Origin of the sequence: Proteus mirabilis HI4320 (assembly GCF_000069965.1) — a bacterium.
GTDB classification, from domain to species: domain Bacteria; phylum Pseudomonadota; class Gammaproteobacteria; order Enterobacterales; family Enterobacteriaceae; genus Proteus; species Proteus mirabilis.
This window is the reverse complement of the sequence record NC_010554.1, coordinates 3,332,005-3,356,886: the sequence shown is the minus strand read 5'-3', so window position 1 is coordinate 3,356,886 and position 24,882 is coordinate 3,332,005. Positions and strand designations below refer to the sequence as shown.

15 protein-coding genes, 1 tRNA gene, 3 rRNA genes and 1 pseudogene are annotated in these 24,882 nt (G+C 40.6%); 11 read left to right on the top strand and 9 right to left on the bottom strand.

The window, feature by feature from the left end:
- The first annotated feature begins 148 nt into the window (after positions 1–148).
- Positions 149–1,141 carry an aspartate--ammonia ligase gene (gene asnA / locus PMI_RS15115; RefSeq protein WP_004246604.1) on the top strand — a complete coding sequence of 331 codons (993 nt, stop codon included), beginning with the start codon at positions 149–151 and terminating at the stop codon, positions 1,139–1,141.
- Here asnA and viaA read toward each other — a convergent pair whose 3' ends face one another.
- Together viaA and ravA are read right to left on the bottom strand one after the other, a co-directional pair.
- Entirely contained in the window at positions 1,142–2,599 is a 1,458-nt protein-coding gene (viaA, locus tag PMI_RS15110; protein ID WP_004246605.1) for an ATPase RavA stimulator ViaA, read from the bottom strand.
- 7 nt (positions 2,600–2,606) lie between these two features.
- Positions 2,607–4,106: an ATPase RavA gene (ravA, locus tag PMI_RS15105; protein ID WP_012368606.1), complete on the bottom strand. Its 1,500-nt coding sequence runs from the start codon at positions 4,104–4,106 to the stop codon at positions 2,607–2,609.
- A 280-nt stretch (positions 4,107–4,386) separates the two neighbouring features.
- Here ravA and rbsK point away from each other — a divergent pair, with 280 nt between their 5' ends.
- Positions 4,387–5,313 (top strand): ribokinase, encoded by a 927-nt coding sequence (gene rbsK, locus PMI_RS15100; protein ID WP_004246607.1) that lies wholly within the window; start codon positions 4,387–4,389, stop codon positions 5,311–5,313.
- Positions 5,314–5,394: 81 nt separating this feature from the next.
- Here rbsK and mdtD read toward each other — a convergent pair whose 3' ends face one another.
- Both mdtD and PMI_RS15090 read right to left on the bottom strand, forming a co-directional pair.
- Positions 5,395–6,792 (bottom strand): multidrug transporter subunit MdtD, encoded by a 1,398-nt coding sequence (gene mdtD / locus PMI_RS15095; RefSeq protein WP_012368605.1) that lies wholly within the window; start codon positions 6,790–6,792, stop codon positions 5,395–5,397.
- Positions 6,793–6,872: 80 nt separating this feature from the next.
- Positions 6,873–7,559 (bottom strand): FadR/GntR family transcriptional regulator, encoded by a 687-nt coding sequence (locus PMI_RS15090; RefSeq protein ID WP_004249867.1) that lies wholly within the window; start codon positions 7,557–7,559, stop codon positions 6,873–6,875.
- A gap of 494 nt (positions 7,560–8,053) precedes the next feature.
- Between PMI_RS15090 and PMI_RS15085 the strand changes: the two genes are divergently transcribed.
- The 7 genes from PMI_RS15085 to PMI_RS15055 all read left to right on the top strand — a co-directional run bounded on the left by PMI_RS15085 (position 8,054) and on the right by PMI_RS15055 (position 16,526).
- A 16S ribosomal RNA gene (locus PMI_RS15085) occupies positions 8,054–9,596 on the top strand.
- Between the two features lie 84 nt (positions 9,597–9,680).
- A tRNA-Glu gene (locus PMI_RS15080) sits at positions 9,681–9,756 on the top strand.
- 364 nt (positions 9,757–10,120) lie between these two features.
- Positions 10,121–13,023: ribosomal RNA gene (locus PMI_RS15075) — 23S ribosomal RNA — on the top strand.
- Positions 13,024–13,229: 206 nt separating this feature from the next.
- Positions 13,230–13,345 (top strand): 5S ribosomal RNA (gene rrf / locus PMI_RS15070).
- Together the 16S, 23S and 5S rRNA genes with 1 tRNA gene alongside form the textbook arrangement of a ribosomal RNA operon.
- Before the next feature lie 338 nt (positions 13,346–13,683).
- The gene (locus tag PMI_RS15065; protein WP_012368604.1) at positions 13,684–14,421 is read left to right on the top strand and encodes a (Fe-S)-binding protein; all 738 of its coding nucleotides are present in this window, start codon (positions 13,684–13,686) and stop codon (positions 14,419–14,421) included.
- Positions 14,412–15,830, top strand: a complete 1,419-nt coding sequence (locus PMI_RS15060) for a LutB/LldF family L-lactate oxidation iron-sulfur protein (protein WP_004246616.1) — start codon at positions 14,412–14,414, stop codon at positions 15,828–15,830. Before PMI_RS15065 ends, PMI_RS15060 begins: the two co-directional genes overlap by 10 nt.
- A 3-nt stretch (positions 15,831–15,833) precedes the next feature.
- On the top strand, positions 15,834–16,526 hold the full coding sequence (locus PMI_RS15055) for a LutC/YkgG family protein (RefSeq protein ID WP_012368603.1): 693 nt from the start codon (positions 15,834–15,836) through the stop codon (positions 16,524–16,526).
- Positions 16,527–16,612: 86 nt separating this feature from the next.
- Here PMI_RS15055 and tnpA read toward each other — a convergent pair whose 3' ends face one another.
- Entirely contained in the window at positions 16,613–17,029 is a 417-nt protein-coding gene (gene tnpA / locus PMI_RS15050) for an IS200/IS605 family transposase (RefSeq protein ID WP_012368602.1), read from the bottom strand.
- A 22-nt stretch (positions 17,030–17,051) separates the two neighbouring features.
- Between tnpA and PMI_RS15045 the strand changes: the two are divergent.
- Positions 17,052–17,808 (top strand): annotated as a pseudogene (locus tag PMI_RS15045) (RNA-guided endonuclease InsQ/TnpB family protein).
- 39 nt (positions 17,809–17,847) lie between these two features.
- On the opposite strand, the gene PMI_RS15040 reads toward PMI_RS15045, so the two are convergent.
- From PMI_RS15040 to acs, 4 genes are all read right to left on the bottom strand, one after another.
- Positions 17,848–19,479, bottom strand: coding sequence for a phosphoethanolamine transferase (locus tag PMI_RS15040; protein ID WP_012368601.1), 1,632 nt, complete (start codon positions 19,477–19,479; stop codon positions 17,848–17,850).
- Between the two features lie 322 nt (positions 19,480–19,801).
- Positions 19,802–21,457 (bottom strand): cation acetate symporter, encoded by a 1,656-nt coding sequence (locus PMI_RS15035; protein ID WP_004246620.1) that lies wholly within the window; start codon positions 21,455–21,457, stop codon positions 19,802–19,804.
- Positions 21,454–21,765 (bottom strand): DUF485 domain-containing protein, encoded by a 312-nt coding sequence (locus PMI_RS15030; RefSeq protein ID WP_004246621.1) that lies wholly within the window; start codon positions 21,763–21,765, stop codon positions 21,454–21,456. Before PMI_RS15030 ends, PMI_RS15035 begins: the two co-directional genes overlap by 4 nt.
- Positions 21,766–21,929: 164 nt before the next feature.
- A complete protein-coding gene (gene acs / locus PMI_RS15025; RefSeq protein ID WP_004249862.1) occupies positions 21,930–23,888 on the bottom strand; it encodes an acetate--CoA ligase in 1,959 nt (652 codons plus the stop codon).
- A 367-nt stretch (positions 23,889–24,255) separates the two neighbouring features.
- Between acs and sodA the strand changes: the two genes are divergently transcribed.
- Complete coding sequence (gene sodA / locus PMI_RS15020; protein WP_004249861.1) at positions 24,256–24,879, top strand: superoxide dismutase [Mn]; 624 nt, start codon at positions 24,256–24,258, stop codon at positions 24,877–24,879.
- Positions 24,880–24,882 lie beyond the last annotated feature (3 nt).

The window sequence follows — 24,882 nt, the reverse complement described above, 5'->3', positions numbered from 1 at the left end:
TTTTTAATGATAATGCATTTTTATAGTGTTTTTTTTAACGATTTTAAATAGGCAAGGCTATTTTTAATGAAGTATATTGAATTTACCCCCACTTTTGTTGCTTAATCTATCTCAGCAAAACACAACATCGCCACTAGGGATATAAAAAATGGAAAAATCATTCATTCAGACTCAACAACAAATTAGCTTTGTTAAATCATATTTTTCACGTTTATTAGAAAAAGAATTAGGCCTGATTGAAGTTCAAGGACCGATCTTAAGTCGCCTTGGTGATGGAACTCAAGATAACTTATCTGGTCATGAGAAGGCCGTACAGGTTAAAGTGAAATCTTTACCTGATTCTACCTTTGAAGTTGTCCATTCATTAGCAAAATGGAAACGTAAAACATTAGGTCGTTTTGGATTTAGTTCTGGTCAAGGTCTTTATACACATATGAAAGCCTTGAGACCAGATGAAGATCGCTTAACGCCAATCCATTCTGTCTATGTTGATCAGTGGGATTGGGAAAAAGTGATGGAAGGTGAGGAGCGTACACTACCTTACCTTAAGCAGACAGTGGGTAAAATCTATCAGGCTATAAAAGAAACTGAAAAAGCCGTCAGCGATGAATTTGGTCTGACACCGTTCCTGCCAGATCAAATTCAATTTATTCACACTGAAGAACTGTTACGTCGCTACCCTGATCTTGATGCTAAAGGTCGTGAAAAAGCGATAGCTAAAGAATATGGTGCTGTTTTCTTAATCGGTATTGGTGGAAAACTATCAAGTGGCGAAGCTCATGATGTAAGAGCGCCAGATTATGATGACTGGACAACACCTAACGAAGATGGCTTTGCAGGGTTGAACGGCGATATTTTAGTTTGGAACCCAGTATTGCAAGATGCTTTTGAAGTGTCGTCAATGGGTATCCGCGTTGATCCAGAGACATTAATGCGTCAGCTAACTTTAACTGATGATACTCAACGTCTTGAGTTAGATTGGCACAAAGCATTAATGCATGGCGATATGCCACAAACAATTGGTGGCGGTATAGGTCAATCACGTTTAGTCATGCTACTTTTGCAAAAAGAGCATATTGGACAAGTACAATGTGGCGTTTGGCAACAAGACACCCGTTTAGCTTTTGCGGATATGCTGTAATTATTGACGCCAACGTCGTAGTAATCGACTTTTTAACCCAGTATCAAAACGCCATATGTGGTCGAAAATTTTCATAATACTGGGTTTACCATAATTGGATAGGGTAACCGCATGGAAGCGATTATGCTGTTGCTGTTGGACTTTTTTGATTTTATTGATTAGGTTTTCGGGTAACCTTTGGGCAACAAAGTCAGAAATAACAACAGCATCAGCGTCTTTCCATGTGGGGGTATTAAGCTTATCTGCTACCTCATTTAAACAAGATGCTAAATCAGTTCCACCTCTAAATGTTTGATTCAAAAATTTAACAAGTTCTTGTAATCCATCAGAAGAAGATAATTGGTAATGGATCATTTCTGTTGAAAACAGCATGACATGACAGGCACGGTTATCCGCTAGTGCTATTTTCATTAGTGCTAAACCAAAGGCTTTAGCACATTGCTCATTAAATCCCCCCATAGAGCCAGAAGTGTCGATACAAATGATAAAAGGGCCTCTTGGCCGTTCTTCATCAAGGTGATGAGTGACTGGGCGTAATACTGTGCGTTCCTGCCAACTATCACCCTGTAAACGATAAGTATTGAGCTGTTTTTCAATGAGTTTACGATAAAACTCATACTCAACTTCATTTATGCCTAATAAAGCTAGTTCAGCAGGTAATAAACGTAAAATATCATCACTTAAGCCTATACCATTTACTTGCTCTGGCGTGGTATCCGGTGCTTTTTCAACGATTGTTATTGATTCAAAAATCACACTCTCTTCAGGAAGCGATTTCGCCGTTTTACTTCGCCCCAGTAAGCTGGCCAATTTATGTAATTCAGGTTGTTGATTTAGAAAATCACTATAACGTTGAATAATTTTCTCATCATAGGGGGTTTTGGTAATAACGCCTTTGCTCATATCCCATAAACGGCCTGCAGCCCGTTCATTTTCAGAAAATGTATTACTTAAACTGCCACTTAATGCTAAGCGTTCTTGTAGTTCTGCAAGTAACTGCTCTTGCTCTTGTTCAAACAGTGCTTTATGTAATGTCGTGACTTGAAATATTAAACTAATGCGCCAGCGTTGAATAAATAGAGCTTGTTGAGCTGGAGAAAAAGGTTTATTTGTTTTTATTAGTTGTGTTGCTTCTATAACAAATGAAGAATCAAGCTGATTTAGTTCTGTAAGAATATTGTCCACTTGCTGATTAAAAACAGCATTACATAATGATTGCGTTTGCTGATAAAGTGCAAATTCATCTGCGATGATGGTCGGCACCAGTGTTTCTTTCACTTTTTCTTGTAAGCTTTTTTTCCATTGATAAATGTCTTTTAGTAATGCTTTTTTTAATCTTGGGTGTTTTTCAAAAAAAACAGCTAATTGAGGAGAAGCTAATAAAGTGATAATCACTTCTTCTATAAGCTGCCCTTCGTTTATCGCTAAAAGCATATCGATGGTAGAAAGTGTTAGCATGGCATGGTCACTTTATTTGACTTCTTAATTGAGATAATTTTTCATTTAATTGCAAAAAGCTTTGTTCTATAGAAATGAGCCAATCATTATCAATAAAGATATTAGGTTGATGATGATTAAAATTTTCTTGTTCAGAATAAATCTCTTGGGTGAGATCTTTTAATTTATCTAACCATTGTTGATTATCTTCAATAGGCTCTGTTTTGATGCTTTCTGACTGTTGGTATAACGACGTTGTTCGGCGACTAACATCCAATACCTCTAAGACACCATCTTGACGAATTTGTGCATTAATAGATTGTGGGAAACCAATACCATTTAATCTGGCAGAGAGTTCATCACCTTTATCTAAGAAAGTTTCTAATGCTTTTTTCTCAACAGTTATAAAGTTAACTTGAATACTATGTATATGCAGTGGAATATGTAAAAACAGCGTAAATTTATCAGACTGCATTTTTTCTGATAATTTGAAATGTATATTTCTACCAAACATACTACTTTGTTTTTCAAAGCGAAATGCTTGTTGATCTTGTTTGCTTCTTGTCGATTGCATCCATTCAGCCCACAGATTTTCTATTTTCTGTAAAAGTGTTAGCTGGTGGTATGCTTGTTCTGTTAATAGTGTTTTTAATAAGTCATTTAGCAGCGCAAAAGAAGCTTGATCATGCCAAAGGCAATCTTTTAACAGAATAAGATCTAAAGGTGATATCGCACTACGACCATTAAAAAAAGCACTGGCCTGTAATAGACGAACCGCTTTTTTCCAACGTCTGTCTGAAACATAAGGTGCTGCATCACTTTTATCGAGTGAGTTGCGAAGTTGATAAATTAATTCGAATAAGTGGTCATTCAAAGTAATTTTTTCTAACTCTGTTTGCCAAAGTAAAAATTCGTCTGTTGTAATTTGTAGTTGTTCAGGAATACGAAAAGCGCTGACCTCTTTATTAACTAATAACGCCCGGAAGTTTTTTTTATCTTGTACTTTTGATAACCAAATTCTAATCAGCATTCGATCATAAAGCGCTTCAAGACTGCTGTCTGAATCAGGTAGTTCATTAGAAGCCGAAACTAACAAACGCATGGGAATACTTACTTCGTTTTCGCCATTGCGAAATTTACGTTCATTAATTGCCGTTAATAAGGTATTCAAAATAGCGGGACCGGCTTTCCATATTTCATCAAGAAAAACAATTTCGGCGTCAGGTAAATAACCTTCGGTTAAACGTTGGTATTTTCCTTCATCTTTTAATGCTTGAATGGATAGTGGACCAAAAATTTCTTCAGGTGTTGAAAAACGGGTCATTAAATATTCAAACGCTTTAGCGTGTTTAAATGCCTCTTTCATTCTTCTCGCAATTAAGCTTTTAGCAATACCTGGAGGACCTAGCAAAAAAACGCTTTCTCCACTTAAAGCCGCGAGTAAGCAAAGCCGTATCGCTGATTGACGTTCATAAAGCCCAGTTTCAAGGTATTGGCTAAGTTGTGAGATCCGTTCTGCAAGTTGCATAAAGGCTCCTAATTAGGGTACTTATTTTCGTTATAGAGATGAAACTATCAAAAAATGAGTAATGACATATAGTCAATTATTCAATTAGTACACAATTCGTTTATAACAAAAATCGATTCAGCTTCCTACTGCTTCTTTTGGTTCTTTTTTGTTTTGCTGGCGAAACGTTTCGATGGTGATCACGTTTTTTCATTAATGTTGCTGAGATGATCGATTTAAAATACGACATGTCATCAATTAATGGCATTAAAACATTATCACTTGATAGTAAGGAAATATCATGGAAGCGAAGAAATTAGTGATTTTAGGTAGTGTTAATGTCGATCATATTCTTAATGTTGCTCATTTTCCGCATCCTGGTGAAACTATTTCCGGTAATCAGTATCAGATGGTTTTTGGAGGTAAAGGTGCAAATCAAGCCGTCGCTGCAGGGCGTTGTGGTGCTAATATTACCTTTTTAGCTTGTCTTGGAAATGACGATATTGGTCAAAGTGCTAAAGCTCAGCTGATCACAGATAAAATAGATACAGATTGTATTGAATTAATTGATGATGAAGCCACGGGTGTTGCGTTGATTTTTGTTAATCAGCAAGGTGAAAACGTTATTGGTATACACGCTGGAGCCAATGGAAGGTTAAACAGAGAATATGTTGAACGTTATAACTCGGTGATTAAAAAAGCAGATGCTTTACTTATGCAATTAGAATCACCTCTAGATTCTGTATTAAAAGCGGCTCAAGTCGCTAAACAAGAAAGTGTGCAAGTCATATTAAACCCAGCACCAGCACAGGCTTTGCCGGATGAATTATTATCTCTCGTTGATATCATTACACCTAATGAAACAGAAACTGAATACCTCACGGGGGTAAAAGTTATTGATGATGAAAGTGCTCAACGTGCATCTAATATATTACATGATAAAGGGATAGAAACCGTTTTAATTACTTTGGGTAGCCGTGGTGTTTGGGTTAGTCAAAACAATCAAGGAACGATGGTTCCGGCATTTAAAGTGACCGCAATAGATACTATTGCTGCAGGAGATACATTTAATGGCGCTTTTATAACGGCTTTATTAGAAGGTTTACCAATGATGAAGGCGATTAAATTTGCGCATGCAGCCGCCGCTATCGCTGTTACTCGTGCAGGAGCACAACCGTCAGTACCTTGGCGCCATGAAATTGAAGCTTTTTTGTCGCAGCATGACTAGCGTAAAAATAAGATTATCGCTATTTAGAGTGGCGTATAAAAGAGAGCTATAGGCTCTCTTTTATTTTTATATCTCAACTAATTAGTTTTCATTTTTCTTCTTATTAGTAAGATTATCACCATCATGCTTATTAAGTAATAAGAAGACAAATGAAGAGAGTAGTGTAATAGCGCCGACAGTAATAAAAGTATAATGGAAGTTATCTACCGTAGAGCCGGCATTTTCTGCATCAAAATAATTTAAGATAGAAGCACTTACTGCAATACCAAAACTAATCGCTAGTTGTTGAGTGACGGCTAAAACACTATTGCCTGAACTGGCATTATTGTCAGTTAAGTCAGCGAGTGAAATAGTATTCATCGAAGTAAACTGAATTGACATGACAACACCTAATAAAAAGAGTGGTAATACTAGGTAATAAATAGACATATCAGGTGATTGTAAGGAAAACTGTGCAATCATCAGACCTATAATAATGGTTATTCCAAATAGTGTCCGGCGATAGCTAAATGTCACTAAGACTTTTGTCACAAAGGATTTGGCGAGTATAGAGCCCAAAGCCATTGGTGCCATCATCATACCTGAGATAATAGCAGGATAGCCAAAACCTACTTGTAACATCAGTGGCATTAAGAAAGGAATGCATCCTGTTCCTAAGCGCGTTGCGATATTACCCGCAATACCGACAGAGAAAGTCCGTGTTTTGAATATATTTAATGGTATTAAGGGTTGCTGGTGGCGTTTAGCGTGATTGATATAGAGACCGAGTAAAAAGAAGCCACCTAAAATCACCGCAAGAGGGATATATCGAGAGATGTTTTTATCGCCAAAAAGATCGAGGCTGACGGATAACATGACTAAACCAAAACCAAAGAAAATAAAACCGAGTAAGTCAAATTTACGTTTTGGCATCGTAAAATTAGGCATATGTTTTATGGCGTAAAAAATACCAAGTAAGCCAATAGGAATATTAATAATAAATATCCAATGCCAAGAAGCATAGGTGACAAGGATCCCTCCCAATAATGGACCCGCAATTGGCCCCACAAGCCCCGGCATGGTGACAAAGTTAAGAATGGGAAGGAGTTCGCTACGAGGATAAGCTCTTAATAAAGCAAGACGAGCAACCGGCATCATCATTGCACCACCTATTCCTTGTATAACCCGCGAAATTACCAAAAAAGCAAGGTTAGGAGAAAGTGCGCATAATAATGAACCGCCAGAAAAGAGTGAAACGGCGATAATGAAAATCTTGCGAGTCCCAAATCTATCAGCTAACCATCCACTTACAGGAATTAATAAAGCTACCGTTAAAGTATAGCTAATTACGGCTGATTGCATGGCGAGAGGGGAGTGGTTAAGACTTTTAGCTATATCAGGGAGTGCCGTATTTAATATAGTCGCATCTAATGACTGCATAAAAAAAGCCATTGCAGCGATCCAGGGCAACCCTGACATATTTTTGGCGGATTTTAACATGTAACAGATACCGTCTTTCTTTTATATTTAGCTTATTAGCCAGTATAAACAAAAAGACAATAAAATCGTATTAAAAATACTCAGTCATTTATTAATAGTATTAAACAAAGATCACGCGCTCTATTTCCATCTCCTTCTATAATCGCTTGTACAATTTGATTATGAGTTTCAGGCTGTACTGTTTCATTGCCAACAATTAAATCAAAATATTTTTTGTAGGCAGATAGAAAAAGAGAACCAAAAGAAGCAAAAAATGGATTGCCACTGGCTTGATAGATTAGATAGTGAAATTGTGTATCAATATCTAACCAATGCTGACGGTTAAAGTTATCTTTGAGTAGCTGCATTTCTGTAGCTAGAAATAATAGCGACTCTTTTTGTGTCTCTGAAGCATGTAATGCAGCTAAATAACAGGCTTGAGGTTCTATTGCTAAACGAACATGATGGAAATAATGACTCACCTTATTAAATTCACCGCTATCTATCCACCAATTAAGTAAATCATTATCTAATAGATTCCAATTTTGCATTGGCGTAACTCGAGTACCTATTCTTGGCCGAGGTAGTAACATACCTTTTCCAGCAAGCATTTTTATTGCTTCACGAATAACAGTTCGACTGACTGAAAGTAGTTCAGCGAGTTCTATCTCACCAGGTAATAAAGATTCAGGTTCGTAGTATCCAGAAAGTATTTGTTTACCTAGCTTTTCAGCAACAATATAAGAAAGATTTTTTTGGGATGCTGAGCGTTGTTCGCTTAGTTGCATAATAATAGTTACCTTTACCATAATTTGCTTTCTATATTACGTGAGTAATAGCAATAAAGCTGTTTGGATTTTAATCTATCAGTGTAAAATTAGAGCATTTTCATTCGTTTTGTTGAAAAATAGAGCGAACAGAAAAAAAATTGAAATAAATACTTGCGCTAATCTGAGAAGCCCCTATAATGCGCACCCACTGACCGACGATGAGCTGACAACAGCAACGACGGAAAGGGAAGAGAAAAGAAAAAAGTTTGAAAAAACTCTTGACTCTTCAGAGGAATAGCGTAATATACGCCTCCTCGCAACAACGCAGAAGACCGGAAACGGCAGCGATAGTTGCACTGCTCTTTAACAAATTATCAGACAATCTGTGTGGGCACTCGCAGAGACGATATCTTCTAAAAAATTAGATGTATCAAGTCTTGAAGAGTGACTAACAAGTTAATTCATATAATGAATAAGCTAAGTTTTCGATTTCTTTGAGCATCAAACACTTTTAATTGAAGAGTTTGATCATGGCTCAGATTGAACGCTGGCGGCAGGCCTAACACATGCAAGTCGAGCGGTAACAGGAGAAAGCTTGCTTTCTTGCTGACGAGCGGCGGACGGGTGAGTAATGTATGGGGATCTGCCCGATAGAGGGGGATAACTACTGGAAACGGTGGCTAATACCGCATAATGTCTACGGACCAAAGCAGGGGCTCTTCGGACCTTGCACTATCGGATGAACCCATATGGGATTAGCTAGTAGGTGGGGTAAAGGCTCACCTAGGCGACGATCTCTAGCTGGTCTGAGAGGATGATCAGCCACACTGGGACTGAGACACGGCCCAGACTCCTACGGGAGGCAGCAGTGGGGAATATTGCACAATGGGCGCAAGCCTGATGCAGCCATGCCGCGTGTATGAAGAAGGCCTTAGGGTTGTAAAGTACTTTCAGCGGGGAGGAAGGTGATAAGGTTAATACCCTTATCAATTGACGTTACCCGCAGAAGAAGCACCGGCTAACTCCGTGCCAGCAGCCGCGGTAATACGGAGGGTGCAAGCGTTAATCGGAATTACTGGGCGTAAAGCGCACGCAGGCGGTCAATTAAGTCAGATGTGAAAGCCCCGAGCTTAACTTGGGAATTGCATCTGAAACTGGTTGGCTAGAGTCTTGTAGAGGGGGGTAGAATTCCATGTGTAGCGGTGAAATGCGTAGAGATGTGGAGGAATACCGGTGGCGAAGGCGGCCCCCTGGACAAAGACTGACGCTCAGGTGCGAAAGCGTGGGGAGCAAACAGGATTAGATACCCTGGTAGTCCACGCTGTAAACGATGTCGATTTAGAGGTTGTGGTCTTGAACCGTGGCTTCTGGAGCTAACGCGTTAAATCGACCGCCTGGGGAGTACGGCCGCAAGGTTAAAACTCAAATGAATTGACGGGGGCCCGCACAAGCGGTGGAGCATGTGGTTTAATTCGATGCAACGCGAAGAACCTTACCTACTCTTGACATCCAGCGAATCCTTTAGAGATAGAGGAGTGCCTTCGGGAACGCTGAGACAGGTGCTGCATGGCTGTCGTCAGCTCGTGTTGTGAAATGTTGGGTTAAGTCCCGCAACGAGCGCAACCCTTATCCTTTGTTGCCAGCACGTAATGGTGGGAACTCAAAGGAGACTGCCGGTGATAAACCGGAGGAAGGTGGGGATGACGTCAAGTCATCATGGCCCTTACGAGTAGGGCTACACACGTGCTACAATGGCAGATACAAAGAGAAGCGACCTCGCGAGAGCAAGCGGAACTCATAAAGTCTGTCGTAGTCCGGATTGGAGTCTGCAACTCGACTCCATGAAGTCGGAATCGCTAGTAATCGTAGATCAGAATGCTACGGTGAATACGTTCCCGGGCCTTGTACACACCGCCCGTCACACCATGGGAGTGGGTTGCAAAAGAAGTAGGTAGCTTAACCTTCGGGAGGGCGCTTACCACTTTGTGATTCATGACTGGGGTGAAGTCGTAACAAGGTAACCGTAGGGGAACCTGCGGTTGGATCACCTCCTTACCTAAGAGATACGTGTTATGTGCAGTGCTCACACAGATTGTCTGATGAAGAACGAGCAAAAGCGCGTCTGCGAAGCTGACAGAAGTCCCCTTCGTCTAGAGGCCTAGGACACCGCCCTTTCACGGCGGTAACAGGGGTTCGAATCCCCTAGGGGACGCCAATGCGCGGTATGAGTGAAAGGCGTACCACTTATCTGACGAAAGTCAGAGAATAACTAAGCTAATTCAAATGAGTTATCTTACTTATTATGCTCTTTAACAATCTGGAACAAGCTGAAAAATTGAAAACAAATCAATATATCAACAACGAGGTATATTGATGAGTCTCTCAAAATCTCAAACTTTGAATGTGTTTTGACATCAAAGTGGGATGAGCGAGCAATTTACAGTTCGAGGCGGACAGCGCACAGCAAGCGCAGCATACTTAAGTATGTGAGCATTGCGAGCACTGCCCAACGAAGAAATGTAATCTGCGCAGCCATCACCACCCAGATAGTCTTTGAAAGAGACACTTTCGGGTTGTGAGGTTAAGCGAATAAGCGTACACGGTGGATGCCTAGGCAATCAGAGGCGATGAAGGACGTGCTAATCTGCGAAAAGCGTCGGTAAGGTGATATGAACCGTTATACCCGACGATATCCGAATGGGGAAACCCAGTATCCAATGGATACTATCATTAACTGAATCCATAGGTTAATGAGGCGAACCGGGAGAACTGAAACATCTCAGTACCCCGAGGAAAAGAAATCAACCGAGATTCCCCTAGTAGCGGCGAGCGAACGGGGAGCAGCCCAGAGTCTTAATCAATAGCAGTGTCAGGAGAACGGTCTGGAAAGTCCGGCAGTAAAGGGTGATAGCCCCGTATCTGAAGATGCTGTTATTGTGAACTCGATGAGTAGGGCGGGACACGTGTTATCCTGTCTGAATATGGGGGGACCATCCTCCAAGGCTAAATACTCCTGATTGACCGATAGTGAACCAGTACCGTGAGGGAAAGGCGAAAAGAACCCCGGCGAGGGGAGTGAAAAAGAACCTGAAACCGTGTACGTACAAGCAGTAGGAGCCTCTTTATGGGGTGACTGCGTACCTTTTGTATAATGGGTCAGCGACTTATATTCTGTAGCAAGGTTAACCACATAGGGGAGCCGTAGGGAAACCGAGTCTTAACTGGGCGAATGAGTTGCAGGGTATAGACCCGAAACCCGGTGATCTATCCATGGGCAGGTTGAAGGTTGGGTAACACTAACTGGAGGACCGAACCGACTAATGTTGAAAAATTAGCGGATGACTTGTGGATGGGGGTGAAAGGCCAATCAAACCGGGAGATAGCTGGTTCTCCCCGAAAGCTATTTAGGTAGCGCCTCGTGAACTCATCTTCGGGGGTAGAGCACTGTTTCGACTAGGGGGTCATCCCGACTTACCAACTCGATGCAAACTGCGAATACCGAAGAATGTTATCACGGGAGACACACGGCGGGTGCTAACGTCCGTCGTGAAGAGGGAAACAACCCAGACCGCCAGCTAAGGTCCCAAAGTCATGGTTAAGTGGGAAACGAAGTGGGAAGGCTCAGACAGCCAGGATGTTGGCTTAGAAGCAGCCATCATTTAAAGAAAGCGTAATAGCTCACTGGTCGAGTCGGCCCGCGCGGAAGATGTAACGGGGCTAAACCATGCACCGAAGCTGCGGCAGCGACACGTAGTGTTGTTGGGTAGGGGAGCGTTCTGTAAGCCTGCGAAGGTGTACTGTGAGGTATGCTGGAGGTATCAGAAGTGCGAATGCTGACATAAGTAACGATAATGCGGGTGAAAAACCCGCACGCCGGAAGACCAAGGGTTCCTGTCCAACGTTAATCGGGGCAGGGTGAGTCGACCCCTAAGGCGAGGCTGAAAAGCGTAGTCGATGGGAAACGGGTTAATATTCCCGTACTGGTGGTAACTGCGATGGGGGAACGGAGAAGGCTAGGTTGTCCGGGCGACGGTCGTCCCGGTTCAAGCAGGTAGGCAGAGTGATTAGGCAAATCCGGTCACTTAATGCTGAGATGTGATGACGAACCACCAAGGTGGTGAAGCAATTGATGCCCCGCTTCCAGGAAAAGCCTCTAAGCTTCAGGTTACCAACAATCGTACCCCAAACCGACACAGGTGGTCAGGTAGAGAATACTCAGGCGCTTGAGAGAACTCGGGTGAAGGAACTAGGCAAAATGGTGCCGTAACTTCGGGAGAAGGCACGCTGGCGGTAGGTAAAGTCCCTTGCGGACGGCGCTGAAGCCAGTCGAAGATACCAGCTGGCTGCAACTGTTTATTAAAAACACAGCACTGTGCAAACACGAAAGTGGACGTATACGGTGTGACGCCTGCCCGGTGCTGGAAGGTTAATTGATGGGGTCAGCCGTAAGGCGAAGCTCCTGATCGAAGCCCCAGTAAACGGCGGCCGTAACTATAACGGTCCTAAGGTAGCGAAATTCCTTGTCGGGTAAGTTCCGACCTGCACGAATGGCGTAATGATGGCCAGGCTGTCTCCACCCGAGACTCAGTGAAATTGAACTCGCTGTGAAGATGCAGTGTACCCGCGGCAAGACGGAAAGACCCCGTGAACCTTTACTATAGCTTGACACTGAACATTGAGCCTTGATGTGTAGGATAGGTGGGAGGCTTTGAAGTGTGGACGCCAGTCTGCATGGAGCCAACCTTGAAATACCACCCTTTAACGTTTGATGTTCTAACCTAGGCCCATAAACTGGGTCGGGGACCGTGTCTGGTGGGTAGTTTGACTGGGGCGGTCTCCTCCTAAAGAGTAACGGAGGAGCACGAAGGTTGGCTAAGCATGGTCGGACATCATGCGGTTAGTGCAAAGGCATAAGCCAGCTTGACTGCGAGAGTGACGGCTCGAGCAGGTACGAAAGTAGGTCTTAGTGATCCGGTGGTTCTGAATGGAAGGGCCATCGCTCAACGGATAAAAGGTACTCCGGGGATAACAGGCTGATACCGCCCAAGAGTTCATATCGACGGCGGTGTTTGGCACCTCGATGTCGGCTCATCACATCCTGGGGCTGAAGTAGGTCCCAAGGGTATGGCTGTTCGCCATTTAAAGTGGTACGCGAGCTGGGTTTAGAACGTCGTGAGACAGTTCGGTCCCTATCTGCCGTGGGCGTTGGAAGATTGAGAGGGGTTGCTCCTAGTACGAGAGGACCGGAGTGAACGCACCACTGGTGTTCGGGTTGTCATGCCAATGGCATTGCCCGGTAGCTAAGTGCGGAAGAGATAACCGCTGAAAGCATCTAAGCGGGAAACTTGCCTCGAGATGAGTCTTCCCTGTCGCTTTAAGCGACCTAAAGGAACGTTTAAGACTAAGACGTTGATAGGCTGGGTGTGTAAGCGTAGCGATACGTTGAGCTAACCAGTACTAATGAACCGTGAGGCTTAACCTGACAACACCGAAAGTGTTTTGTCAGAGAGACGAAACGATGAAGTCAGCTTGTTTAAGATTGAATTACTGGCGACTTACCGAAAGGAAAGAAGCGAGTGATTAAAACCGACCAGTTTGTCTGGAACAAACTGGAACAGTGCGGAGCACTGGCCCCGAAGGGGTGAGTCTCAGGATGAGACGAATAATTACAGAATTTGAAGAATTCTGCTTGGCGGCCATAGCGCGGTGGTCCCACCTGATCCCATGCCGAACTCAGAAGTGAAACGCCGTAGCGCCGATGGTAGTGTGGGGTCTCCCCATGTGAGAGTAGGGAACTGCCAAGCATTAAATAAGACGAGAAAGCCAACCCAATGGGTTGGCTTTTTTGCGTTTATTCTATTTCGCTTACGTTAAATTCTTTATTTATCGTAATAAAACTAGACTTAATAAACGCCCTCAATTTGCCACAGTAATAAATTGTTTTTATTAAAAAATAATCATAAATACCCTTTATATTCCCATTTCTTTATTTCTTGAAAACTGTAAATTTATAAAAAAAACACTTATACACATATATTTAACATTATTTTTATGCAACACTATTTGTCATACAAATGAGTTTATAAATGAGTCTCGGCTTATTTACTTACTCTACATAGATAAAAGCAATGGGAGCATAAGTATGGATGTTAATTTTTATGTAACATGCATTGGTGACGCTTTAAAGTCTCAGATGGCAAGAGATAGCGTATTGCTGTTAGAAAAACTAGGCTGTCGAGTTCATTTTCTCGAAAAACAGGGCTGTTGTGGTCAACCTGCTATTAATAGTGGATATATTAAAGATGCCATTCCAGCGATGAAAAACTTGATTAAAACCTTTGAAGTTAATGACTATCCTATTATTTCTCCTGCTGGATCATGTTCTTTTGCTATTAAAAGTTATGCTAAATATCTGGTAAATGAACCTGACTGGGCTATTCGTGCAGAAAAAATAGCTAATCGCATGTTTGATCTCACCTCCTTTATCGTTAATCAATTAAATATTGTTGATGTAGGTGCAAGTCTTAAAGGAAAAGCTGTTTATCACCCGTCTTGTAGCTTATTTCGTAAAATGGGAGTGAAAGAAGAGCCACTCACATTATTACGTCATGTAAAAGGGCTAGAATTATTACCTTTTGACAATATGGAAACCTGTTGTGGTTTTGGGGGGACGTTTTCGGTAAAAATGGCTGAAATTTCAGGTGAAATGGTCAAAGAAAAAGTTCACCACATTATGGATGCTCATCCTGACTATTTAATTGGTGCGGATGTCAGTTGCTTATTAAATATAGGTGGTCGTTTAGAGAGAGAAGGTCGTCCAGTTAAAGTGATGCATATTGCGCAAGTATTGATGAGCAATGAGGAGGAATTATGTCATTAAAAACAAGCTCTCTTCCTTTTAAAACGCTAATTGATCGTCAAGTTCACGATCAAATTATGCAAAAAGCCGTTGCTAATGCGCAAGAAACTATTGGCCGTAATCGTCAAAAAATGGTTGATGAATTAGGACACTGGGAGGATTGGCGGGATAGAGCGGCACAAATTCGTGATCATGTACTTGCTAATTTAGATGCCTATTTATATCAATTATCTGAAAAAATAGAACAACATGGTGGGCATGTTTTCTTTGCTCAAACGAAAGAAGAAGCCTCTCAATATATTCTCAATATTGCAAAAGAGAAAAAAGCCAAAAAAATAGTCAAAGCCAAATCAATGGTGACGGAAGAAATTGGCTTAAACCCTGTATTAGAAAATGCAGGTATTAATGTTATTGAAACCGATTTAGCCGAGTTTATTCTTCAACAAGCAAAAGATGCCCCATCTCATGTAGTGGTCCCTGCTATTCATAAAAATAGAGCTCAGATACGTCAAATATTTCATGACAAACTGGGTTATAACGGCTCAGATACACCAGAAGAAATGACGCGTTTTGTTCGCCAGAACATTAGAGACGATTTTTTTACTGCCGATATCGGTATTACGGGGTGTAATTTTGCGGTAGCAGAAACAGGTTCTGTTTGTTTAGTCACTAATGAAGGTAATGCACGATTAAGTACAACATTACCCAAAACGCATATTGCGGTGATGGGGATGGAACGTATTGCACCTACTTTTAAAGAGGTAGATATCTTAATTACCATGTTGGCCCGTAGTGCAGTAGGGTTACGTTTAACGGGCTATAATACATGGCTTACTGGCCCTAAAGAGAATGACAACGTTGATGGCCCAGAAGATTTCCATCTTGTTATTGTAGACAATGGCCGCTCGAAGATCATTGGTTCTGAATTTAAAGATATTTTACGTTGTATCCGTTGTGGTGCTTGTATGAATACTTGCCCTGCTTATCGCCATATTGGCGGTCAAGGATATGATTCTATCTATCCAGGCCCTGTTGGTGCCGTCTTAACGCCACTACTTGGTGGATATAAAGACTTTAAAAACCTGCCTTATGTCTGCTCATTATGTACTGCTTGTGATAGCGTTTGCCCAGTAAAAATACCTTTATCAAATCTTATAAAGAAACATCGTGAAGTTATGGTAGAGCAAGGTATAACACCGACAACTGAACGTAATATTACTCGGGTATTTAATTATGTGAACCGCCATCCTATGTTATGGAAAGTTGGGATGAATATGGGGGCTCATGCTACAAAATGGTTTATTAAAGAAGGTAAAGCGCCATTAAATATCGGTGCAATAAAAGCATGGACAGAAGCGAGAAATTTACCTGAAGGTGATGGTGAAAGTTTTCGTAGTTGGTTTAAAAAACACCAAAAAGAGGAGAAATAAGAGATGGATAACAATAAAGAACGCTTTTTATCAAATCTTGCTTCTCAATTAGGTAGGTCGTTAAAAACGCAACCTGAAGCTTTACCTGAACCAGTAAATTTATATCCAGAACAACGATTAACGGAGCTTTCTGATGATGAACTTTATCAATATTTTCTCAATACAGCTCAGTTAGCAGGAAGTACTTATGAAACGACAACATTGTCATCTTTACCTAAGCATTTAGAGACTCTTTGTGAACAGTATGGTTTACCAGTGATATTAACGGGTGATCCACGATTACAGGAAAGTGGGGTGATTGATTATTTATCAGAACACTGTCATGCCAATATTTGGGATCATACTGAGGGTAAAAAAAATATTGAACGGGTAAAAGAGGCAAAAGTCGGAATTGTATTTGCTGAATATGGACTTGCAGAATCTGGCGGTGTTGTTTTATTTTCTGGGGCTGACAAAGGAAGAAGTGTTGGATTGATCCCTGAAACCACGATTTTTGTACTAAAACGCAGTACGATTTTACCTCGAGTTGCTCAGTTAGCAGAAAGATTACATCAAATGGCATTAAAAAATATAAGAATGCCTTCTTGTATTAATATTATTAGTGGTCCTAGTTGCACATCAGATATTGAATTAATTAAAGTTGTTGGTGTTCATGGCTCTTTAAATGCGATTTATGTGATTATTGAAGATTGTTAAATTAAGTCACGCGCCTCTTTATCCAAAGCACCGTAAAACCCCGTCCTTCAGGTCGGGGATAGGGGATATAAGGCGCGGTTTTTTAACTAACTAGGTGTTTCCTGTTGCTCAATGTACTGGTGGATAATGGATATTGGTGCGCCACCACAACTCCCCGCGAAATAACTCGGCGACCAAAGAACCCCCTTGTAGTAATCACGTTGGGCAATATCAGGGCGATCACGTCGAAGTAATCGACTCGATACCCCTTTAAGGCTGTTAACCAGATTAGATATCGCCAGTTTTGGCGGGTAATTAATCAGTAAATGAACGTGATCCCGTTCCCCATCCATTTCAACCAGTTCAACATCAAAATCAGCACAAACACTGGCAAAGTAGCCTCGCCATTTTTCAATTGCTTCCTGATCAAATATTTTTCGCCTGTATTTTGTGACAAAGACCAAATGGACGTGCATCAGGAATACACAATGTCTGCCACGGCGAATATTAGTTTCATTTTTCATGGACCATGAAATAATAGATAATATGAAACGTCTACAAGCTTTTAAATTCCAGTTAAGACCCAATGGTCAGCAAGAGCGTGAGATGAGACGCTTTGCAGGGGCTTGTCGTTTTGTTTTCAATCGGGCATTAGCACGTCAGAATGAGGAGCACGAAGCAGGGAATAAATACATTCCCTATACAAAAATGGCTTCATGGCTCATTGAGTGGAAATCTGACACAGAGACACAATGGTTGAAGGAAGCCCCATCACAACCGTTACAACAATCACTTAAAGATTTGGAACGGGCTTACAAGAATTTTTTCCAGAAGCGTACCGCTTTTCCTCGATTCAAGAAACGCGGTAAAAATGACGCTTTTCGCTACCCGCAGGGCGTGAAGCTCGATCAATCCAATAGTCGTATATCATTGCCAAAGTTGGGATGGATGCGCTACCGCAACAGTCGTTCTGGTTTAAACCGCTCAATACTGGAGCAGGGCTGGTATGAAATGCGCCGTCAGCTTGAGTACAAGCAGCTATGGCGAGGTGGTCAGGTACTGGCAATACCCCCCTGCCTACACCAGTCAGAAGTGCGCTTGCTGTGGACATACAGCAAAGGAAAACCGCCAGTCACAAAGTCAATTCGAGTGCCTTGAATGTGGATATACAGCGAATGCTGATATCAATGCGGCACGTAACATTTTAGCGGCAGGACATGCCGTGCTTGCCTGTGGAGGGAGGGTGCAGTCAGGCCGCCCGTCGAAGCAGGAACCCGCCGAGGTGATTCAGACATCAGTCTGAACGCAGTAGGGCTCCACGTCCTTTAGGGCGTGGAGGATGTCAATGAGGCGCTTGCTCTTCTGATTCTAATAGTGCGTAGTTTAATAACTTCTTATTACCATCGATGACCATCATTGACGTTTTTGTTTGATAGCATTCGCTTAAAGGTGAGTAACATTTTTTCGCTGAGTTATGTTCAATACCTAGCCATTGGCTTAATAGCCAATAATTATCTGCGGTAGAAAAAGGTTTATTCAAATTTTCTTCATTGATATTTGGTCGCGTTGCAGATGCGCTATACCAAATAAAGAGCGGTATATTATAAGCTTCTTGGCGAGGACTGTTCACGCCATGGTGATAACGTACTTCTCTATTTTTATCTAATCGTTGTAATGCGTGATCTGAAAAATAGAGTATAGATGCGGGTTTATCTTGTATTTTTTCAATAATTTGGCTGATAAGTTTGTCAGTATAAGCGATAGAGCTATCGTAGCAGTTATCATCTTCTTGTTGGGAAAAGGTTTTAAGGTAAGTGCTAGGAAAACGATTACATGCTGGCTCATGACTACCATAAGTATGTAGGACAATGAGCTTTTTATTTGATGAGTTATCATTAAGCGCATTATCTAAAAATGGCAATAATTCTTCATCATAGCCAATAAATTCATTCCATTTTTTATGTTGGGCCATATTGGCAATAACAGAAATCACACTCGTTTTTGGATTTCCTTTACCTTGGTTACTTAACCAATATGTTTTGAAGCCAGCATGATTGGCAAGAGAAATGATATTATCAGCGTAGTGTTTCTTATCATATAACTCTGTTAGGTTGATATTAGAAAGGGATATGGGTACTGATAATATGGTCACAGGCGCAGGAGAATAAGCTTGCTTAAATAATAAAATATTATTTTTTTCTTTCTCTAAATTAGGGGTAGTATCGTACGGATACCCATAAATTCCTAAATGATCACGTCGTACTGATTCACCAATCAAAAGAATATAAATTTCTGTTTTTTGATCCACTTTATCATAGTTAAAATTAACTTTTTCTGATGTGATCTTTTTGATTTGTCTATTTTCGTGGAAAGTCCGCACTAAAGCTGCTGCATTGTAAAAAGGGGTATTAAGTAGATAATACTCAGCAAGTAATTGGGTTTTACTCTCTGATCTTATTGCTAAGTTTTTGTATAGAGAAATAAGAATTATTAATATAAAAATAGCAATTAAACATCTTTTATTAGTTTTGTTATTTAAATAACGGGCGCTAATATGTATTAAATAGAAAAAACTGGTAAATATAACAATATAAAAGAGTACATAATATTTATTATAAGAGAGCATACCAACAGTTTCACTTCCATTAGTATTAATGAAAGTTTCTGCTATTGATGATGAAAAGGGAATATCATGTTCACGATAAAAAAACAGTGAGATGGAGAGGTTTAAAGACCATAAAGCTGCAACAATAAAAGTAATCACTTTTCCTATAGTAAACCGATAGATACCTGCGCAGAGCAACATCAGGAGCCAACCGATAATCACCATAGAGAACTTTTGTTCAATATGCAGGGTTGAACCCGCTAATAGTGCAGGTACTATAGATAAAATAAATAAAAGAGAAAAGTTTATTACTTGAGACATGCTTTTATCATTATCACCTTTTTCCATATAGAATAAAAAGTTAACCATTTAGCATTTCATAATACAAGTCTTGTTTAGCTAAAACGAGTCTGAAATTGATATTTCAGTACTTATCTTATCTTTTATTGACTTATTATACTGTTACTTATAGTTATATTTACACTTTTAATTATTGTTATAATAATTTTAATTAATTGATCTTGCTTGAAATTTTCCAATAGACTTAAAATTAAACCACATTAGTCAATAGTAATTTAAAATATCGTATAGATATGTATTTTTAAACCGATATTAATTTAATTAAGTAAAGAGTAAAAAAAAGTGCCAACATTGTTGGCACTTTAAGAATAAAAAACTATTTTACAGATGTTTAATGAGGTTTACCTTGCTCTGCACCAATACCTATTTGTGAGCGAATAAACTGAGCTTCAAATTTCATACGCTCTTGAGTTGCCAGAGAAGAATTATCGGTAATGGAGAATAACCATGAAACGATAAAGGCAATGATCATAGAGAAAAGAGCAGGGTACTCGTAAGGATAAATAGGTGTATCATGACCAAGAATACTCACCCAGATCGTGGGACCTAAGATCATTAAGGTAACGGCAACAATTAAGCCAGACCAGCCACCAATTACAGCCCCACGTGTTGTTAATCCCTTCCAATACATAGAGAGTAAGATAATAGGGAAATTACAACTTGCAGCGATAGAGAAAGCTAAACCGACCATAAAGGCAATATTCTGTTTCTCAAATAAAATACCTAAACCAATGGCGACAATGCCGAGAATAACAACCGTTATTTTCGAAACTTTTAGCTCTTGTCGCTCATCTGCTTGGCCATTTTTAATTACATTGGCGTATAAATCATGAGAAACGGCAGATGCACCTGCTAAAGTTAATCCTGCAACAACGGCTAAAATAGTGGCAAAAGCGACTGCAGAAATAAAACCAAGGAAGAAATTACCACCAACAGCATCCGCTAAATGAACAGCGGCCATATTGGTGCCACCAATTAAAGCACCAGCGGCATCTTTGAACAGAGGATTAGGGCTAACGAGTAAGATAGCCCCGAAACCAATAATAAAAGTAAGAATATAGAAATAACCGATAAAACCTGTCGCATAGAAAACACTTTTACGAGCCTCTTTTGCATCGCTAACGGTAAAAAAGCGCATGATAATGTGGGGAAGTCCTGCGGTACCAAACATTAAGGCAAGACCTAAGGATAATGCAGAGATAGGATCAGAAACTAATCCTCCTGGACTCATGATAGAAAAGCCTTTTTGATGGACGTTAACAGCTTCTTTAAACAAAGTATTGAAGTTAAAGTCTGCCGCTTTCATTACCATGACCGCCATAAAAGTTGCACCGGCGAGTAATAAAATGGCTTTGATTATTTGTACCCAAGTGGTGGCTAACATGCCGCCAAAAAGGACATAAAGAACCATTAAAATACCGACTAAGATCACCGCAATATGGTAGTTTAAGCCAAAAAGTAGCTCGATTAATTTACCTGCCCCTACCATTTGAGCAATAAGATAGAGGGCAACAACAACTAATGAACCTATTGCAGAAAGTGTTCTAATGGGCTTTGGACTTAAACGGTAAGAGACAACATCAGCAAAAGTATAGCGTCCTAAATTACGCAAACGTTCAGCGATAATAAATAGAATGATTGGCCAGCCGATTAAAAAGCCAATAGAGTAGATAAGTCCATCATAGCCAGAAGTGTATACTAACGCTGAAATTCCTAAAAAGGAGGCGGCAGACATAAAATCACCAGCGATAGCCATACCATTTTGAAATCCGGTAATTTTGCCACCCGCAGTGTAATAATCAGACCGTGATCGTGTTCGTTTAGAGGCCCAGTAAGTAATATACAGTGTTAAGCCAACAAAGATCAGAAACATGATAATGGCTTGGAAGTTAATTGGCTGTTTTTCACCCCCTTCGGTTATCGCTGCGGCTAATACATTGGGGGATAATAACGTTAATAGTGATATGGCGTAGTGTTTATTTTTCATTTTTCTACCTCACCAAGAATTTCTGCCGTTAATTTGTCAAACTCTGTATTTGCTCTAATAACGTAAATCCCTGTTAGTAGAAAAGAGGCGATAATTAAGCCAATACCGATAGGAATACCTCGTGTAATGTAACTGCCTTCATAGAGCGGTGTACCTAACCATTGTGGATAAAAAGCAATCAGCAATATAAATGAGACATACATAACAAGTGTAATAATCGAAAGTCCCCATGAGAAACGACTACGTTTTTTAACCAGTTCTTTAAAGCGAGGGTTATTTTCTATCTCTTGATAAATATTGGGATTCATCAGAGTTCTCCTCAAAATAATTATTTGGTTTATTACATGATTTAGAGGTGTTTATCCCCGCATGTCATGAATTTGTGGTAAGAGAGCCCTGCAAAGGCATAAAATGCCTTTGCATAGTAGTATTCTGGTTTTATTGACTGCTGTATTATTTGAGCACTAGCACTTTAAATGGTCAGTGATAGAGACTGTTTTTCTTCTAACAGTTTTTCTACAACGCCTGGATCGGCGAGTGTTGAGGTATCTCCAAGGTTAGTTGTGTCGCCAGAGGCAATTTTACGCAAGATACGACGCATAATTTTCCCAGAGCGTGTTTTAGGTAAGGCATCTGTCCAATGAAGGATATCAGGTGTTGCTATTGGGCCTATCTCTTTACGTACCCAATTGCGCACTTCTGTATAAAGCTCTGCCGTAGGCTCTTCACCATGATTTAGCGTGACATAAGCATAAATAGCTTGTCCTTTTATATTATGGGGAATACCAACAACAGCCGCTTCTGCAATTTTAGGATGGGCGACAAGTGCTGATTCAATTTCAGCAGTACCTAAACGGTGACCAGAGATATTTAAAACATCATCAACACGGCCTGTTATCCAATAATCACCGTCCTCATCACGGCGGGCACCATCACCTGAAAAGTACATGCCTTTAAAGGTTGAAAAGTAAGTCTGTTCAAAACGGTCATGATCGCCAAATAATGTTCTTGCTTGGCCCGGCCATGAATCTACGATCACCAAATTACCTTCACAAGCACCGTCTTGTATTTCCCCCATATTGTCAACAATCGCAGGTTGTACACCAAAGAATGGACGAGTCGCTGAGCCTGGTTTTAGATCCATTGCTCCTGGCAATGGGGTTATCATGAAGCCTCCTGTTTCTGTTTGCCACCATGTATCAACAATAGGGCATTGGCTACGTCCCATTTTTTGATAAAACCATTCCCAAGCTTCTGGGTTAATAGGCTCTCCTACTGAGCCTAAAATGCGTAAAGAGGTTCGTTGTGTACCTTCAATGGCTTTGTCTCCTTCCGCCATTAATGCGCGGATCGCAGTAGGTGCGGTATAGAGAATATTAACTTGGTGTTTATCAACAATCTGGGCCATACGATTGACGGAGGGGTAATTGGGGACGCCCTCAAACATCACTGTTGTGGCACCATTTGATAGCGGGCCATATAACAAGTAGCTATGGCCAGTTACCCAACCGACATCCGCTGTACACCAATAAATCTCACCATCATGATAGTCAAAGGTGTATTTAAAGGTCATTGAGGCATAAACAAGATAACCGCCAGTGGTGTGCAATACGCCTTTGGGTTTCCCCGTAGAGCCTGATGTGTAGAGAATAAAGAGTGGATCTTCTGCGTTCATGACTTCCACATCACATTCTGTACTGACGCCTTGAACAATTTCATCCCACCATAAATCGCGTCCTTCAATCCATTGTTCTGTTTGCCCTGTTCGACGTAAGACCACAACATGTTCAATAGGCGGGATATCCACATGAGTGAGGGCATCATCAACATTTTTCTTTAAGGGGATTGCTCTACCAGCACGTAAGCCTTCATCTGCAGTGATCACTAATTTTGCTTTAGAGTCAATAATGCGCCCTGCCACTGCTTCTGGTGAGAAACCACCAAAAATAACAGAATGAATAGCCCCAATACGAGTACAAGCCAACATCGCAACAGCCGCTTCAGGAACCATTGGCATATAAATAGCCACCACATCGCCTTTTTTGATACCCAGTTTTTTTAATACATTGGCGAATTGACAAACATCTTGATGAAGTTGGCGATAGGTAATGCTTTTCGATTCATTAGGGGAATCACCTTCCCAAATAATAGCAACTTGATCCGCGCGTTTTTCTAAATGGCGATCAAGACAGTTTTGGCTAATGTTAAGTTGCCCATCTTCAAACCAGCGAATACGGACATGGCCTGGATCAAAGGAGGTATTTTTCACAATAGTATAGGGGGTTATCCAATCAACAATTTTCCCTTTATCTGCCCAAAAGGCCTCAGGGTTTTCGATGGATAATGCATAATCTTTTTGGTATTGCTCTTTATTAATCAGGGCGTGCTCTGCAATGTTTGCAGGAATGTGATGTTGGTTTATTTTTGTCATAATTGTTCTCCTTACTGTTGTTAATACTATGTCAAAAAGTCGTTAACAAAAGAGGGTAAAGAGACATTGTTTCTTTTTTGCGCATAAGATCACGAAATAATGGAAATGCTTTTCATGGCGTGATCAATTAGTGCTAAAGGTTGTTATGTATAATTTATCTACCTTTTGGGTATTTTATGAAATATTAAACCAATAATAAGCTTTTTATTTAAAATAAAATACTGTGAAAATTGATGTCACTGGGTTGGATAAAAAAACCACAAAAATAATATGGATATGATAATGATTTTCATTAACATTTTTTTCACTATAATAAAGAGATAAATCACATGGCGTGATCGAATATAAAACAGCACTGGAGATTAATATGAGCTATACATTACCTGCACTCCCTTATGCTTATGATGCGCTAGAACCTCATTTTGATGAGCGCACAATGGAAATTCACCATACTAAGCATCATCAAACTTATGTGAACAATACCAATACTGCGTTAGAAAAACTGCCTGAATTAGCGGGTTTAGAAATTGATGAACTCGTTAAAAATTTACATAAAGTACCTGCTGATCAACGTACCTTTGTACGTAACAATGCGGGTGGTCATTCTAACCATACTTTCTTCTGGAAAGGATTAAAGCTAGGCACTCAATTACATGGTTCATTAAAAGATGCCATTGAACGTGATTTTGGTAGTGTTGATGCATTTAAAGAGTTGTTTGAAAAAGCCGCTGCTAGCCGTTTTGGTTCAGGTTGGGCATGGTTAGTATTAAAAGATGATGGAAAATTAGCTGTTGTTTCTACCGCAAACCAAGATAGCCCATTAATGGGTGAAGAGTTAGCAGGTGCATCTGGCTATCCAATTATTGGCTTAGATGTATGGGAACATGCGTATTACTTGAAATATCAAAACCGTCGTCCTGATTATATCAAAGCATTCTGGTCTGTAGTTAACTGGGATGAGGCGCAAAAACGCTATCAGAGCAAAGCATAATAT